Annotated in this window: 14 protein-coding genes; 12 read left to right on the top strand and 2 right to left on the bottom strand. The window is 62.4% G+C overall.

What is annotated here, in order from left to right; genetic code table 11:
* Positions 1–227: 227 nt before the first annotated feature.
* Positions 228–1,040, bottom strand: coding sequence for a hypothetical protein (locus tag XpopCFBP1817_RS15800; RefSeq protein WP_167393951.1), 813 nt, complete (start codon positions 1,038–1,040; stop codon positions 228–230).
* Positions 1,041–1,574: 534 nt separating this feature from the next.
* Between XpopCFBP1817_RS15800 and XpopCFBP1817_RS15795 the strand changes: the two genes are divergently transcribed.
* From XpopCFBP1817_RS15795 to XpopCFBP1817_RS15750, 10 genes are all read left to right on the top strand, one after another.
* Entirely contained in the window at positions 1,575–1,940 is a 366-nt protein-coding gene (locus XpopCFBP1817_RS15795) for a hypothetical protein (protein WP_128417831.1), read from the top strand.
* Positions 1,941–1,966: 26 nt separating this feature from the next.
* Positions 1,967–2,767 (top strand): F0F1 ATP synthase subunit A, encoded by an 801-nt coding sequence (gene atpB / locus XpopCFBP1817_RS15790; protein WP_128417830.1) that lies wholly within the window; start codon positions 1,967–1,969, stop codon positions 2,765–2,767.
* A 69-nt stretch (positions 2,768–2,836) separates the two neighbouring features.
* Complete coding sequence (gene atpE, locus XpopCFBP1817_RS15785) at positions 2,837–3,139, top strand: F0F1 ATP synthase subunit C (protein ID WP_002814105.1); 303 nt, start codon at positions 2,837–2,839, stop codon at positions 3,137–3,139.
* 113 nt (positions 3,140–3,252) lie between these two features.
* Positions 3,253–3,723 (top strand): F0F1 ATP synthase subunit B, encoded by a 471-nt coding sequence (locus tag XpopCFBP1817_RS15780; RefSeq protein WP_128417829.1) that lies wholly within the window; start codon positions 3,253–3,255, stop codon positions 3,721–3,723.
* A 3-nt stretch (positions 3,724–3,726) separates the two neighbouring features.
* A complete protein-coding gene (locus tag XpopCFBP1817_RS15775) occupies positions 3,727–4,254 on the top strand; it encodes a F0F1 ATP synthase subunit delta (protein WP_128417828.1) in 528 nt (175 codons plus the stop codon).
* A gap of 47 nt (positions 4,255–4,301) precedes the next feature.
* Complete coding sequence (atpA, locus tag XpopCFBP1817_RS15770; RefSeq protein ID WP_128417827.1) at positions 4,302–5,849, top strand: F0F1 ATP synthase subunit alpha; 1,548 nt, start codon at positions 4,302–4,304, stop codon at positions 5,847–5,849.
* Between the two features lie 141 nt (positions 5,850–5,990).
* Positions 5,991–6,854, top strand: coding sequence for a F0F1 ATP synthase subunit gamma (gene atpG, locus XpopCFBP1817_RS15765; protein WP_128417826.1), 864 nt, complete (start codon positions 5,991–5,993; stop codon positions 6,852–6,854).
* Between the two features lie 145 nt (positions 6,855–6,999).
* Positions 7,000–8,406 carry a F0F1 ATP synthase subunit beta gene (atpD, locus tag XpopCFBP1817_RS15760; protein WP_128417825.1) on the top strand — a complete coding sequence of 469 codons (1,407 nt, stop codon included), beginning with the start codon at positions 7,000–7,002 and terminating at the stop codon, positions 8,404–8,406.
* Between the two features lie 143 nt (positions 8,407–8,549).
* On the top strand, positions 8,550–8,972 hold the full coding sequence (locus XpopCFBP1817_RS15755; protein WP_128417824.1) for a F0F1 ATP synthase subunit epsilon: 423 nt from the start codon (positions 8,550–8,552) through the stop codon (positions 8,970–8,972).
* 233 nt (positions 8,973–9,205) lie between these two features.
* Positions 9,206–9,775 carry a chorismate mutase gene (locus tag XpopCFBP1817_RS15750; protein WP_128417823.1) on the top strand — a complete coding sequence of 190 codons (570 nt, stop codon included), beginning with the start codon at positions 9,206–9,208 and terminating at the stop codon, positions 9,773–9,775.
* A gap of 194 nt (positions 9,776–9,969) precedes the next feature.
* Here XpopCFBP1817_RS15750 and XpopCFBP1817_RS15745 read toward each other — a convergent pair whose 3' ends face one another.
* Positions 9,970–10,353, bottom strand: a complete 384-nt coding sequence (locus XpopCFBP1817_RS15745) for a GtrA family protein (RefSeq protein WP_128417822.1) — start codon at positions 10,351–10,353, stop codon at positions 9,970–9,972.
* A 146-nt stretch (positions 10,354–10,499) separates the two neighbouring features.
* Here XpopCFBP1817_RS15745 and glmU point away from each other — a divergent pair, with 146 nt between their 5' ends.
* Both glmU and XpopCFBP1817_RS15735 read left to right on the top strand, forming a co-directional pair.
* Positions 10,500–11,864 (top strand): bifunctional UDP-N-acetylglucosamine diphosphorylase/glucosamine-1-phosphate N-acetyltransferase GlmU, encoded by a 1,365-nt coding sequence (gene glmU / locus XpopCFBP1817_RS15740; protein ID WP_128417821.1) that lies wholly within the window; start codon positions 10,500–10,502, stop codon positions 11,862–11,864.
* A 105-nt stretch (positions 11,865–11,969) separates the two neighbouring features.
* Positions 11,970–12,935: a right-handed parallel beta-helix repeat-containing protein gene (locus tag XpopCFBP1817_RS15735; protein WP_128417820.1), complete on the top strand. Its 966-nt coding sequence runs from the start codon at positions 11,970–11,972 to the stop codon at positions 12,933–12,935.
* Positions 12,936–13,216: the final 281 nt, after the last annotated feature.

Below are 13,216 nucleotides of genomic sequence, written 5' to 3'. Positions count from 1 at the left end.
AGCTGATCATGTCTGTCGTTCTCCGCTGGCAGGGCGTCAAGTCAATGATGGCAGATTGCTGGGGTTTTTAGAGGCTACTTTAAGCTTCTGATCGATGGCTTTTGAACTGGGCACCGTCGCCAATCCCAGTAGAAGCGGCGCTTACCCGATAGGTGGAAGCGCCGTTTTTTCTTAAGTGAACAGCATTAAGCGAAAAGCGGGCCTCTGGGTGCAAAGGTGTGTGCAAATCAGAACGCGAACGTCACGCCTGCAACCGGGCCCCTGAACTCCTGCTTCAAACCGATCAGGCCGTCGCTGCCGCGCTGGTCGACGTCGAGCTTGAACCAGTCGTAGCCGGCGAACAGGCCCAAGCTCTTGGTGAAGCGGTATTCGGCAATCGCGTTGGCGCGGCGCAGGTCGCCGTCGTAATCGTCGAAGTTGCCCCAGCTGGTGTTGAGGTAATGGCCGTGCACGTTGAACACCCAATGCTCGCTCGGACGCGCGGTGAAGCGGATGCCAACCACCGGCGCAACGCCGTCGGCCTTCTCGTTCAACACGTCGCCGGAGAACACGCTGCCCAAATCGGCATAGGCGTTGGCTTCGACCTTGGCATACTCGGCACCGAGCTGCAGGCCCAGGCTGAATTCCGGCGAATCGATGACCGAGTAGTCGTACACCAGGGTGGCGACCTGATACTTCAGCTCACCCTTGATGAAGCTGCCCGTCGGCACGGTGAGGCCACCGCCGCTCAGATCCTGGGTCAGGGTCTCGCGGCGATCCTTGTCGTATTTGAAGTAATCGAAGATCAGGCGCTGACGGGTACTGATGCGGAAGACGCCATCGATGCGCGGCTCCCATTCCTTGCCGCCGAGCTTGAAATCTTCGTTGACCGACACGTTGTTGCCGGCCACCAGCGTGTTGCCACGGATGGTGTTGTCGTTGTCGACGTTCATCGCACCGAGACGAATCTGGAAGCGATCATCGGTATCTTCGGCATGTGCAGGCGCGGCGTAATCGGTAGCCAGTACGCACGGGATGACCAGTGCCAGGAGATGTTTCATGTGGGAGCTCCCTAATCCTAACGACGGCAGGCAACTGACCTGTGGCCCGCACTATCGATAAAACGGCGTCGTTCACAAGTGAACGGCCTGTCGAATCGACGTGAAGGTCGAGATAGCAATCGGATAAAATAGTCCGCGTTGGCGACGACTGATTTCTTTGTCCTGCGATGCGCAATCGAGGCAAGAATTATGAAGCGGCGCGGCGCATGCGGCGCAACGACTGCGCCGATTGGACTGCTGATGGGAAGGCACGCAGGGTGCGAAAAAATGCGCAAAAAGCCGGGAGCCCCGGACTCCCGGGGGCTCCTATACCCAGCCTGCGGCAGTACCTTTCGACGAGCGATGTGCACGCCTCGCAAGTTCTGACCGTTGGTTTGTGGCAAAGTTCCCACCCGTTGCTGCGGCAGCTCTATGGCGCGTCGCAGCGACTTCCGACGTCTGCCGGTTGTCTCGCAATTTGTCCCATTGCTATACTTTCGCGGCTAGCAGAGGCGCATCTGCGCTTCCCACTCATTCACACGTAAGGTAACCGTAGTGCTGAACTCCGTTGACGCGGGTCGGCGGTTGATGCTGTGCGCTGCGGTATATCCGCTTGCCGCTGTGGCCATAGCCAGTCTGGGGTTGCTGTTGGTCGGTCCCCGTAGCGCTGCTGGTCTGGCACTGACCGGCTTTGCGACGGTGCTGGGCGGTTGGGTTGCGGCGCGTACCGCGCTAGGTGGCGGTATCCAGCCAGCGGGCATCGCCATGGTCCGGCTGATTCTGGCGATGGTGTTGAAGTGGGTGTTGGTTTTCGTGGCGCTGGCGCTTGGCTTCGGCCTGTGGCGTCTGCCTCCTCTGGCTTTGTTGGCGGGTATCGCCATCGGGCTGATTTTCCAGGTTCTGGCTCTGGCCAGGCGTTGATTCGAACTTATAAGGGCTCCGGACACATGGCGGGAGAGGCAGCAACACCTACCTCCTATATCCAGCATCACTTGCAGAACCTGATCTATCCGGTTCGTGAGGGTGGCGGTACGTTTTGGACCATCCACGTCGACACCCTGGCCATGGCCGTGTTGATGGGCCTGGTGATGGTCGTCGGCTTCTGGACGGCGACCCGCAATGCCACGGCCGGCGTGCCGGGCAAGTGGCAGGCGTTCGTGGAAATCTGCCTGGAGTTTGTCGACCGCCAGGCCAAGGACACCTATCACGGCAGCAGCAAGCTGGTGACGCCGATCGCGATCACCATCTTCTTCTGGATCCTGTTGATGAACCTCATCAAGATGATTCCGGCAGATTTCATCGCCATCCCGCTGGGCTGGGCAGGCATTCATGCCTGGAAGCCAGTGCCCACCGCCGACGTCAATGCCACCTTGGGCATGTCGATCAGCGTGTTCTTCCTGATGATCTTCTTCTCGCTGCGCTCCAAGGGCGTGGGCGGCATGACCAAGGAATTCCTGACGGCGCCATTCGGCAAGTGGATGATGCCGTTCAACCTGCTTTTGAACATCGTCGAGTGGCTGAGCAAGCCGATTTCGTTGGCGATGCGACTGTTCGGCAACATGTTCGGCGGCGAGATCGTCTTCCTGCTGATCTGGGTGCTGGGCGGTGCGGGCATCGCCGGCATGGTCGCTGGCGGCGTATTCGGCCTCGGCTGGATGCTGTTCCATCTGTTGGTGATTCCGCTGCAGGCCTTCATTTTCATGATGCTGTCGATCGTGTATCTGAGCCTTGCCGAAGACAGTCACTGAGTTTGGTTTCACCCTTCGCTTTATCCCGATTCATCCATCACCCTTAGAAACTTTCGTTCGGAGATCACCATGTACCTCGCCGTCCTGACCAACCTCGCTCAAGTCCAGAGCTCCACCGTCCTCGCCGTCGGCATCATGATCGGCCTGGCCGCGCTGGGTGCCGGCCTCGGTCTGGCCATCATGGCTGGCAAGTTCCTGGAATCGGCCGCGCGCCAGCCGGAACTGATCCCGGTGCTGCAGGTCCGCATGTTCATCACCGCCGGCCTGATCGACGCCGCGTTCATCATCAGCGTCGCTGTCGGCCTGCTGTTCGCCTTCGCCAACCCGCTGGCCCAGGTGTTCATCGAGCGTCTGTCGCAGGCTGCCGGCTGATCCAGCGGTAGCAGGATGTGGAGGCAACCGCGTGCGGTTGCGTCCGCGGATGAAGGTCGGAAAGCGTCGCCATGCGGTGGCGCTTTCACCCCTAAACAGCGATTGAGCGACCCATGGACATCACCCTTACCATCTTTGCCCAGGCGCTGGCCTTCGCCGGTCTGATCTGGATCGTCGCGACCAAAATCTGGCCGCCGCTGCTGCAGGCGATCGAAGAGCGTCAGCAAAAGATCGCTGAAGGTCTGGCTGCGGCCGATCGCAGTCAGAAGGATTTGGCGCAGGCGCAGGAAAAGGTCAACGAAGCGCTGAAGGACGCACGCACCAAGGCCAACGAGATCATCGATCAGGCCCATGCGCGCGCCAACCAGATCATTGAAGCGGCCAAGCAGGAGGCAGTTGCCGAAGCCAACCGTCAGAAGGATCTGGCGCAGACCGAAATCGACGCATCTGCCACCCGTGCCCGCGAAGAACTGCGCAAGCAGTTCTCGGTGCTGGCGGTCAGCGGCGCGGAGAAGCTGCTCAAGCGCGAAATCGATGCCAACGCCCACAAGGCGCTGCTCGACGAGCTGGCGGCGGAGATCTAATCGATGAGCCAGGCCCTCACACTTGCCCGTCCCTACGGCCGTGCCGCGTTTGCGATCGCGCGTGAGGGCGGTACCTTCGCACTCTGGTCCGATGCGCTGGCGTTCTCGGCGCAGGTGGCCGGCGACCCGCGCGTGGCCGCATTGCTGCTCAATCCGGCCTTGCGCCAGGAACAGGCGGTAACGTTGCTGGCGCCGCCGCAGGCGAGCGAAGAGTATCTGCGTTTCCTCGGCCTGCTGGCCGATGCGCAGCGCCTGTCGACGCTTCTGGAAATCGCAGGCTTGTACGAACAGTTGCGTGCCGAGGCCGAACACGTCGTCAAGGCGACAGTGACCTCGGCAACTGACATGAGTGCGAGCGAGCTGGACACTATGGCTGCCGCGCTGAAGAAGCGGTTTGGCCGCGAGGTGGACATCACCACCGCGGTGGATGCTTCGCTGATCGGCGGCGCGGTGATCGACACCGGCGACGTGGTCATCGACGGCTCGCTGAAGGGCAAGCTTGCGCGTCTGCAAAGCTCGCTCGCCCATTGAATTCACATAAACGCATGGCCCTCGTGGCCGGCACCTAGGACTGAACGATGGCAACCACGCTCAACCCCTCCGAAATCAGCGACCTGATCAAGACCCGTATCGAGACGGTCAAGCTGTCTGCGGAGTCGCGCAACGAAGGCTCCGTGACCAGCGTGTCCGACGGCATCGTGCGCATCTTCGGCCTGGCCGACGTGATGCAGGGCGAAATGATCGAACTGCCCAATAACACTTTCGCGCTTGCGCTGAACCTGGAGCGCGATTCGGTCGGCGCGGTGGTGCTGGGCGATTACGAGAACCTGCGCGAAGGCGACGTGGCCAAGACCACCGGTCGCATCCTGGAAGTGCCGGTGGGTCCGGAGCTGCTGGGTCGCGTGGTCAACGCACTGGGCGAGCCGATCGACGGCAAGGGCCCGTTGGGCGCGACCCAGACCGCACCGGTGGAGCGTGTTGCGCCGGGCGTGATCTGGCGCAAGTCGGTCGACCAGCCGGTGCAGACCGGTTACAAATCTGTCGATGCGATGATCCCGATCGGCCGTGGCCAGCGCGAGCTGGTCATCGGCGACCGTCAGACCGGCAAGACCGCGCTGGCGATCGATGCGGTGATCAACCAGAAGGGCACCGGCATCAAGTGCGTGTACGTGGCGATCGGCCAGAAGGCCTCGACTGTTGCCAACATCGTGCGCAAGCTCGAAGAAAACGGCGCGCTGGCGCACACCGTGGTGGTGGCCGCGACCGCGTCCGAATCGGCCGCGATGCAGTACATCAGCCCGTATGCCGGCTGCACCATGGGCGAGTACTTCATGGACCGCGGCGAAGACGCGCTGATCGTGTACGACGATCTGTCCAAGCAGGCCGTGGCCTACCGCCAGATCTCGCTGCTGCTCAAGCGCCCGCCGGGTCGCGAAGCCTACCCGGGCGACGTGTTCTATCTGCATTCGCGTCTGCTTGAGCGCGCTGCGCGCGTGTCCGAGGAGTACGTGGAGAAGTTCACCAACGGTGCGGTGACCGGCAAGACCGGCTCGCTGACAGCGCTGCCGATCATCGAGACCCAGGCCGGCGACGTCTCTGCGTTCGTTCCGACCAACGTGATCTCGATCACCGACGGCCAGATCTTTCTGGAAACCGACCTGTTCAACGCCGGCATCCGTCCGGCCGTGAACGCCGGTATCTCGGTGTCGCGCGTCGGTGGTGCGGCCCAGACCAAGATCATCAAGAAGCTCTCCGGCGGCATCCGTATCTCGCTGGCGCAGTACCGCGAGCTGGCGGCGTTCGCGCAGTTCGCTTCTGATCTGGACGAAGCCACCCGCAAGCAGCTCGAGCGCGGCCAGCGGGTCACCGAGCTGATGAAGCAGAAGCAATACGCGCCGATGTCCATCGCCAACCAGGCGCTGTCGATCTATGCCGTCAACGAGGGTTACCTTGATGAAGTGCCGGTCAACAAGCTGCTGGCATTCGAGGAAGGCCTGCACGCCCACTTCGCCAACACCCAGGGTGAGCTGATCTCCAAGATCAACGCCACTGGCGGTTGGGACAGCGACATCGAAGCTGGTTTCAAGAAGGGCATCGAAGAGTTCAAGACCACGGGCAGCTGGTAAACGCACCGGGACCAGGGAACCGGGAACGGGGACCGCGCAAGCGGAGTTCCCGGCTCACCCCGCCCCAGGTACCAGACACTAATTACGACGCGTGATTGCGGTGCCCTTCCGGGGCCCGGGTCCCGGGTCCCGAGAAAAGATATGGCAGGCGGACGCGAAATCAAAACAAAGATTAAGAGCGTGCAGAACACCCGCAAGGTGACGCGCGCGCTCGAAATGGTCTCGGCCTCCAAGATCCGCAAGGCGCAGGACCGCATGAAGACCTCGCGCCCCTACGCGCAGGCGATGAAGCAGGTGATCGGGCATCTGGCGCAGGCCAGTACCGATTACCAGCATCCATTTCTGGTCGAGCGTGAGCAGGTCAAGCGGGTTGGTTACATCGTGATCTCTTCCGACCGCGGCCTGGCCGGCGGTCTGAACAACAACCTGTTCCGCAAGATGCTGGGCGAAGTGCGCCCGTGGCAGGAGCAGGGTGCCGAAATCGACGTGGTGACCATCGGTCAGAAGGCCTCGGCGTTCTTCCGTCGCATCAAGGTCAACATGGTCGGCAGCGTCACCCATCTGGGCGACAGTCCGCAGATCGAGCAGTTGATCGGTGTGATCAAGGTGATGCTGGATGCCTTCATCGAAGGCAAGGTCGACCGCGTGTATCTGGTCTACAACCGCTTCGTGAACACGATGACGCAGAAGGCCAGCTTCGATCAGCTGCTGCCGCTGCCGGCCGCCGAGCACAAGGTGGCGCATCACGACTGGGATTACCTGTACGAGCCCGATGCCGCCAGCGTGCTGGAGCACGTGATGATGCGTTACATCGAGTCGCTGGTGTACCAGGCCGTGCTGGAAAACGTGGCCTCCGAACATGCTGCGCGCATGGTGGCGATGAAAGCCGCCAGCGACAACGCCAACAAGATGATCGGCACCTTGCAACTGGTCTACAACAAGGCGCGTCAGGCGGCGATCACCCAGGAAATTTCGGAAATCGTCAGCGGCGCGGCCGCCGTATAAGAACGGCCGGGATTGGGGATTCGGGATTGATTGAAAGCGCAGCGAACCGCGCCTTTACGAATCTCCAATCACGCATCCCACATCACAAAATTCAACGAGATGGCATCTGCCACTCGGACAAAGCATCGCTAACCGGAGCAGCAAAATGAGTCAGGGCAAGATCGTTCAGATCATCGGCGCGGTCGTCGACGTCGAATTCCAGCGCCATGAAGTGCCGAAGGTCTATCACGCGCTGAAGGTCGAGGGCACCGCCATCACCCTGGAAGTGCAGCAGCAGCTCGGCGATGGCGTGGTGCGCACGATTGCGCTCGGCTCCACCGACGGCTTGAAGCGTAACCTGCTGGCCACCAATACCGAGCGCGCCATCTCGGTGCCGGTCGGCGCCGGTACGCTGGGTCGCATCATGGACGTGCTGGGTCGCCCCATCGACGAAGCCGGCGACGTGCAGGCATCGGACCATTGGGAAATCCACCGCGCCGCACCGTCGTACGAAGACCAGTCCTCCAGCACCGAACTGCTGGAAACCGGCATCAAGGTCATCGACCTGATGTGCCCGTTCGCCAAGGGCGGCAAGGTGGGTCTGTTCGGCGGCGCCGGTGTCGGCAAGACCGTCAACATGATGGAATTGATCAACAACATCGCCAAGGCGCACAGCGGTCTGTCCGTGTTCGCTGGCGTGGGCGAGCGTACCCGTGAGGGCAACGACTTCTACCACGAGATGAAGGACTCCAACGTGCTGGACAAGGTCGCGATGGTGTACGGCCAGATGAACGAGCCGCCGGGCAACCGTCTGCGCGTTGCGCTGACCGGCCTGACCATGGCCGAATACTTCCGCGACGAAAAGGACGAGAACGGCAAGGGCAAGGACGTGCTGCTGTTCGTCGACAACATCTACCGCTACACGCTGGCCGGTACCGAAGTGTCCGCGCTGCTCGGCCGTATGCCGTCGGCAGTGGGCTACCAGCCGACCCTGGCCGAAGAAATGGGCGTGCTGCAGGAGCGCATCACCTCGACCAAGAGCGGTTCAATCACCTCGATCCAGGCCGTGTACGTGCCCGCGGACGACCTGACCGACCCGTCGCCGGCGACCACCTTCGCCCACCTGGATTCCACCGTCACGCTGAGCCGTAACATCGCATCGCTGGGGATCTACCCGGCCGTGGATCCGCTGGATTCCACCAGCCGCCAGATGGACCCGCTGGTGATCGGTCACGAGCATTACGACACCGCCCAGCGCGTGCAGCAGACCTTGCAGAAGTACAAGGAACTGAAGGACATCATCGCCATCCTGGGCATGGATGAGCTGAGCGAAGAAGACAAGCAGTCGGTGTCGCGCGCGCGCAAGATCGAGCGCTTCTTCAGCCAGCCCTTCCACGTGGCCGAAGTGTTCACCGGCTCGCCGGGCAAGTACGTCTCGCTGAAGGACACCATCCGCGGCTTCAAGGCGATCTGCGACGGCGAGTACGACCACCTGCCGGAGCAGGCGTTCTACATGGTCGGCAGCATCGAAGAAGCGGTCGAGAAAGCCAACAAGATGAGTGCCAAGGCGTAAGCGCCGGGATTAGGCATTTGAGATTTGGGATTCGGTACGGCGGTGAGCGGGGTGCGGAGACGAGGTAAGCGATCACAGCGAAAGCTGCGGTTGCCAATCCCGAATCCCTAATCTCCAATCCCCGCCTCACAACGTGAGGTACCATGAGCACTATCCGTTGCGACATCGTTAGCGCCGAGAAGGAAATCTTCCACGGTGAGGCGACGCTGGTCGTGGCCACCGGCGAGTTGGGCGAGCTGGGCATCGCGCCCAAGCACGCACCGCTGATCACGCGTCTGAAGCCGGGCAAGGTGGTGGTCACCACCGCCAGTGGCGAGCAGTTGGACTTCGCCATTTCCGGCGGCATCCTGGAGGTGCAGCCGCAGGTGGTGACCGTGTTGGTCGACACCGCGGTGCGTGCGCAGGACATCGACGAAGCCGCCGTACGCAAGGCCAAGGAAGAAGCCGAGCGACTGCTTGCCAACCGTGGCGACACGGTGGACGTGGCTCAGGCGCAGCGACAGCTGGCCGAGGCGATCGTGCAGCTGCAGGCGCTGGAGCGTTTGCGTCGTACGCTGAAACACTAAACACGATGGCGTGCGCTCCTCTGACGGCGCGCGTAAACGTGATAGCAGAGGCACCGCCACACGTCGGTGTGGAGTGGAAACGCCGACCATCGTGTCGGCGTTTTCGTTTTTAGAGATGCGCCTGCGTGGCGCGGCCCAAGCGCACCGGGGCAGCAGGCACACTGCCTGCCTCGCGCCATGCCGCCTTCTTCAGGCAGCGTGGCCTCTCACTCATGCATGTTGAGGAACATCCAATGACCCGCACGATCGATGGCTTGCGCAGTTACGCGCTGACCGGCCTGCTGGCCGTCGTGCTGCTGGGTTGTGCACTGCCTGTGCGTAGCCAGCCGCCGCTGGACCCGTTGCTGGATCGCATCGTGCAACGCAATGCGATTGGCGATGCGGTGGCGCTGAGCAAGTGGGACAGCGGCAAGCCGGTGCTGGACCAGACACGCGAGGCGGCGGTGCTGCAGAGCGTGCGCGATCAGGCGCCTGCGCACGGGCTGGATGCCGACGATGCAGCGCGCTTCTTTGCTGCGCAGATCGAGGCCAACAAGGCAGTGCAGTACGCGCTGTTGAACCACTGGCGCGAACGTGGACGGGCGCCGGACACCGCGCGTCCGGATCTGGCGAGCTTGCGCGCGCGCCTGGATCAACTGCAAGGCGAATTGCTCGATGCATTGGCCGATGTCGCGCCGGCACGCGCAGCGTCGGAATGCCCGACCAGCACCGCGCGTGCAGCAGCGCATTACGCTGCGCAATGGCAGCTGGATGCGCTGCATCGCGCCGCGCTGGTGCGCAGCCTGGGCGATTTCTGCCACTGAAACCCGCACCGCTGCCAGCACCCACGCGCCGACCGTCCCCTTTTAGGATAGGAGAGGGCGCTCTACCGAGCAAGCGATCAGCGATGCGCTAAACGTGTGTTGGCTTATCTGCACGTGGCGGCGACACAGATCGTGTTTTCTTCAGTCGAAAGCAGCAGCGTTGTTGGTCACTGCGCTAGCGTCAGTGCGCTCGCTCAGCGATACACCAGATGCCTGCCCAGAAAAAACGACACGATCGCCAGGCCGCCTTCCACCAGCGGCTTGGCCAGCCAGGCCTGACGCAGGCCGACCAGGTCCACCGTCGCCGACAGCAGCCAGGTACTGATCAGCGTCAGTACCAGCCACATCACTGCGAAGCGTCGGAAGCGCTGCCAGCCCAGGCGCGCACCGCCTTCCTGGGCGAAGGTGTAGCGGCCGTTGAGCCAGAACCCGAGCACTGCGCCGCTGATACGTCCAAGTAGATTGGCGGGCACTGTCGGCATGCCCGCCGCGGTGGCGGCAATGAAGATGCCGCAATCCACACCCAACTGCAGGGCGCCAATCAGGGTGAACTGGCTGCCTTGGCGGAACAGACTCATGCGTGCCGGGTGATCGTGGAAGGGCGCTCATGCTAACGGCAGCGGCGCTTAAAAATCGTCATCACGCAGCAGCGGCGTGAGCAGGTCACGACGCACTGCGGATACAGCGACTAGAATTTACAGATCTCCCGCTTTGGAACGTCTCGATGACTTTGCCCCTGCATGTGGTGATCCTGGCTGCGGGCGAGGGCAAGCGCATGCGCTCGCCCCTGCCCAAGGTGTTGCAGCCGCTGGCGGGCCAGCCGATGCTGGCGCACGTGATCGCTACTGCGCGGCAGCTGCAGCCGGCTGCGATTCATGTGGTGCACGGGCACGGCAGCGAGCAGGTGCAGGCGGCATTCGCCGCACACAGCGATCTGCGGTGGGCCGAGCAACGTCAGCAACTGGGCACCGGACATGCGGTGCAGCAGGCCATGCCTGCGATCCCGGATGCAGCCACGGTGCTGGTGCTGTACGGCGATGTGCCGCTGATCCAAGGCGACAGCCTGCTGCGCCTGTTGCACGCACCCGGGCGCTTGGCGGTGCTGGTGGCCGATCTTGCCGACCCCACGGGCTATGGCCGCATCGTGCGCGATGCCGAAGGCAAGGTCGCAGCGATCGTCGAGCAGAAGGATGCCAACGATGCGCAGCGACGTATCCGCACCATCAATACCGGCATCCTCACCGCCGAATCCACCGCGCTGCGCCGTTGGCTGGGCGGTTTGTCGAACGAAAACGCGCAGGGCGAGTTTTACCTCACCGACGTGTTTGCCAGCGCTGCCGCCGATTTCACCCCGGCCGACATGGTGCATGTGCACGACCCGCAGGATGTGGAAGGTGCCAACGACCTGTGGCAACTGGCGCTACTTGAACGCGCCTGGCAAACGCGTGCCGCCCGTGCGCTCTGCCTGCGCGGCGTGCGCATGGCCGACCCGGCACGCGTGGAGCAACGCGGCACGGTGACAGTGGGTACCGACGTGCAACTGGATATCGATGTGATTCTGGAAGGCGAGGTAAGGCTGGGCGATGGCGTAGTGATCGGCCCGTTCGTGCGATTGCGCGATGTGACGCTCGGTGCCGGCACGCAGGTGCGTGCGCACTGCGATCTCGAAGGCGTGGTCACCGAAGGCGCGGTGATGATCGGCCCGTTCGCGCGTCTGCGTGCTGGCACGGTGTTGGCCGATGGCGTGCATATCGGCAACTTCGTGGAGACCAAGAAAGTGAGCATGGGCATGGGCAGCAAGGCCAACCATCTGACCTATCTGGGCGATGCGGTGATAGGCAGCAAGGTCAACATCGGCGCCGGTACCATCACCTGCAACTACGATGGGGTGAACAAGTCGCAGACCACCATCGGCAATGGCGCCTTCGTCGGTTCCAACAGCGCGTTGGTGGCGCCGATCACCATCGGCGCCAATGCCACCGTGGGCGCGGGGTCGGTGCTCACCCGCGATGCACCGGCGGGCCAGCTGAGTGTGGCGCGCCCGCGTCAGACCGTGATCGAAGGCTGGGAGCGTCCGACCAAGAAGTAGTTCTGGTGCGTGCGGCTCGGCTGCAATGCGCCGCACGCTGCACCTGTGCAGTGCAGTGACGACACTGACAGACAACGCACGTCATCACCGATCACGAGGTGCCCGATGCAAACGCGACGCTCCGCAGTCTTGTTGGTGGTGTTTCTGGCAGCGCTGCTGCCCGGCGCGGCATATGCACAGACCTTGCGGCTGTATCTGGCGCCGGATGGCAACGACACCGCAGCAGGCACCAGTGCGTCGACGGCATTGCGCAGTTTGAATGCAGCCCAGCAGCGCTTGCTCGAACGGCGGCCCACCAGCGCGGTCGATGTGGTGATTGCTGCAGGCACCTATCTGCGGCAGTCGGTGCAATGGACGTTCACCAATGGAGCGTCCATCCGGTTTATCGCAGCCTCCGATGCCGCCACACCACCGTGGTTCGACGGACGCGGTGGCGCCGTCTGGTTCACGCTGAAAGGCGGCGAGAATGCAGCCACGCGATTGTCGTTTATCGGTCTGAAGGTGAGTAATTACTGGATGGCGATGGATCTTGGCAGCAGCAAGCGCAACGAGGACGGCAACAGCGGCAACGTGATCCGCACTATGACCTTCGAGCGGATTGGCGGCATCCACGGCAGCAGCAGTGAGGCTGCGTATTCGTTCGCGGCGATCCGGTTGCAGAACTCGCGCGACAACCGCATCGAGCGCAATCGCTTCGTGTTGATCGAAAACGACACCAAGACCTCCGGCTTCATCCATGCGCTGTATCTGGCGCGCCACTCCTCCGGCAATCGCATCGAAGGCAATACGTTTACCGACGTCAATGGCGATGCGGTGCGTACCCGCGATGCCTCCGACAACACGTATGTTGGTGCCAACCGTTTCGTCATGGCAGGCAAGTATGCGGCGTTTTCGGACTGGATCAAGCCCGAGGGCGAGTGCCCCTCGCAAGGCGGGCAGTTCTTCGACAATACGGTTGGCGTTGGCTATTACGGCACGATCGACGCCACGCAAACGACGGGTGCAGACGATGCCTGTGGTGCGTTGAAAAAGCCGCGGATTGAAGAGCGCGGGACGCTTCGCGGCGACTGAAAGCGGCTCTCAAAACAGCTGCTCGCACGTGATGTCCGCGTCGCTGAAATGCTTGCGGAAGCGACGGCTTGGACCGCATGCCGACGCGTGGCATTTGCGTTTGCGCTGGCGATCGTCTTTGTCGGTCTGACGAGCAATCGCATGGCAGCAATATCACGCAAGAGTGCCCGAGACTAGCGTGCTAAAAACGTGCAGCGAACCTGTTTGATCCCAGGTGTTGATGGTGCATTATTTCCCCTCGAATGGAAGCAAGCACGATGGGCCAGGTTCTGCAGGGGAGC

This window comes from Xanthomonas populi, assembly GCF_002940065.1.
Classification (GTDB): domain Bacteria; phylum Pseudomonadota; class Gammaproteobacteria; order Xanthomonadales; family Xanthomonadaceae; genus Xanthomonas; species Xanthomonas populi.
This window is presented reverse-complemented; position numbering and strand designations above follow the sequence as displayed.

Coding starts and splice junctions, on each gene's coding strand:
- atpB (WP_128417830.1), top strand. CDS start 1,967: ATGGCGGGAGAGGCAGCAACACCTACCTCCTATATCCAGCATCACTTG.
- XpopCFBP1817_RS15750 (WP_128417823.1), top strand. CDS start 9,206: ATGACCCGCACGATCGATGGCTTGCGCAGTTACGCGCTGACCGGCCTG.
- XpopCFBP1817_RS15745 (WP_128417822.1), bottom strand. CDS start 10,353: ATGAGTCTGTTCCGCCAAGGCAGCCAGTTCACCCTGATTGGCGCCCTG.
- XpopCFBP1817_RS15735 (WP_128417820.1), top strand. CDS start 11,970: ATGCAAACGCGACGCTCCGCAGTCTTGTTGGTGGTGTTTCTGGCAGCG.
- XpopCFBP1817_RS15800 (WP_167393951.1), bottom strand. CDS start 1,040: ATGAAACATCTCCTGGCACTGGTCATCCCGTGCGTACTGGCTACCGAT.
- atpG (WP_128417826.1), top strand. CDS start 5,991: ATGGCAGGCGGACGCGAAATCAAAACAAAGATTAAGAGCGTGCAGAAC.
- atpA (WP_128417827.1), top strand. CDS start 4,302: ATGGCAACCACGCTCAACCCCTCCGAAATCAGCGACCTGATCAAGACC.
- atpE (WP_002814105.1), top strand. CDS start 2,837: ATGTACCTCGCCGTCCTGACCAACCTCGCTCAAGTCCAGAGCTCCACC.
- XpopCFBP1817_RS15780 (WP_128417829.1), top strand. CDS start 3,253: ATGGACATCACCCTTACCATCTTTGCCCAGGCGCTGGCCTTCGCCGGT.
- glmU (WP_128417821.1), top strand. CDS start 10,500: ATGACTTTGCCCCTGCATGTGGTGATCCTGGCTGCGGGCGAGGGCAAG.
- XpopCFBP1817_RS15775 (WP_128417828.1), top strand. CDS start 3,727: ATGAGCCAGGCCCTCACACTTGCCCGTCCCTACGGCCGTGCCGCGTTT.
- atpD (WP_128417825.1), top strand. CDS start 7,000: ATGAGTCAGGGCAAGATCGTTCAGATCATCGGCGCGGTCGTCGACGTC.
- XpopCFBP1817_RS15755 (WP_128417824.1), top strand. CDS start 8,550: ATGAGCACTATCCGTTGCGACATCGTTAGCGCCGAGAAGGAAATCTTC.